Here is a 1,591-nt window from a genome sequence, read left to right on the forward strand (position 1 = left end):
CGCGAGGTTGTCCGGCGTATCGTCGGCGATCACTACGACAGGCCGGTCGTCAAGCCAGCCAGGCGCCGCGTTGGCGCCGCTCATGGCCTGTGCGTCACGCATCGGCGGAGCGTGGCAGTCGGTCGAGTTCATGCTCGAGTTCCCTTAGCTGAAAGCGTTCCGCCAATGCGCGCAGCACGTCGATGCGCTCCTGTAGCGCGGGCCATGTTGCGCGAGCCGTGTCGAGCTGCTCGATGACGCCTTGCAAGTAGCCGACTTCGAGGTGCGCCCGAAGCCGCTCGAGCAGCGCTGGCGGCCACACAGCATCTAGCGGGGCCGCGCCGGCCTCCGCGGGCAATGACGTATCGGGTGCAATCCAGTCGAGCGTGAGCAGTTGCGCGAGTTTGTCGAGCAACTCGTTCACCTGGAGCGGCTTCACAAGATAGCCTGCGCACCGGTCGCGCTCGCGCGTTCGCGGTCGTCGGCGAACGCGTTGGCTGAAAGCAGCACGACGGGCGCATTCGACAACTGGTTTTCGCGGATCAGGCGGCTGGTTTCGTAGCCGTCCATGAGCGGCATGGAAATGTCCATCATGATCGCGTCGGCGCTGTGCGTGGCGACCGAGCGTAGCGCATCGGGGCCGCTCGCCGCCTCGGCGACGTCAAAGCCGAGCGGCGTCAGCAATTGCACGACAATACCGCGCTGATCCACGAGATCGTCGACGACGAGGATCGCGCGGCGCTGACCCGTATAGCCACGTATCGCCGCGAGTTCGGTGCCGCTGTCGACGGCGGGCGCGAAGAGCCGCACCACGAAGCGCGTGCCGCGCCCCACCTCGCTGTCGACTTCGAGACTGCCGCCGAGCGCCTGCGTGAGCAGCCGGCAGATCGTGAGGCCGAGGCCCGCGCCGTGGGAACCTCCTCGGCCGTCCCGGCCAACGTTATCAGAGATGAAATGGTGGAATTGTGTGGGCGCATCAGAAATCCGCGTCCGAGATGGCGCGAATGCGCAATGTGCCAACTGGGGCCGCGTAGAGCGGGATGTCGAGGATCGAACTGGTCTGGGTTGACAACTCGTCGTTGGATCAGTCGGCTCTTAGTGAGCTTTCGAACGAGGCGTATGGGAATATGGCTCGCCCTCGACTACGAGGGGCTTGGTAGATTGATGTGCCAAAGACAGCGCTAGGCCGATGTTGCGTCGCCAATGATGCGCTCCTCCGGTTGACCGCGATCAAAAGCGGAATGCCGGCAGCAGCCGCGCCGGGGGGCGTCAGCTAAGACGAGAGTTCGCTGGGCGACACGGCCAAGACTGGAATTGAGGGAGACCACCGAATGCCGAAGATCGCGGTTCAATTCGACGCCGACTACATGCTGGCGAGCATGACGCTTTGGCAGGAATCGATCGACCTGAAAATCCCGATGAAGGATGAGTTCAAGGTCCACATGACGCGTAATCGCAGGCCGATCCTGGAGAACTGCGTTCGCTCGGCGGGCGGATGGCTTTCGGCACTCAAGGCGATGACACCCGTGGATATCGAGAGCGAGCACCAGCTGCACGCGGTGATTGGCGAGGTCGAGGACTTCAGTGCGTGGGCCGAGGCCGAGCTGTCGGC

The 1,591-nt window shown here is 64.0% G+C and carries 1 protein-coding gene and 1 pseudogene; one reads left to right on the top strand and one right to left on the bottom strand.

Annotation, left to right across the window (positions count from 1 at the left end; all coding sequences use genetic code 11):
• Window positions 1–94: 94 nt before the first annotated feature.
• Window positions 95–894: pseudogene (locus tag U5A52_RS42845) on the bottom strand (response regulator); the annotation flags it as partial.
• A gap of 416 nt (window positions 895–1,310) precedes the next feature.
• Between U5A52_RS42845 and U5A52_RS42850 the strand changes: the two are divergent.
• Window positions 1,311–1,591 (top strand): hypothetical protein (locus U5A52_RS42850; RefSeq protein WP_321940450.1); only part of this gene is annotated, 281 nt, incomplete at its 3' end.

It is taken from the genome of Paraburkholderia sp. J8-2, assembly GCF_905220195.1.
GTDB lineage: Bacteria > Pseudomonadota > Gammaproteobacteria > Burkholderiales > Burkholderiaceae > Paraburkholderia.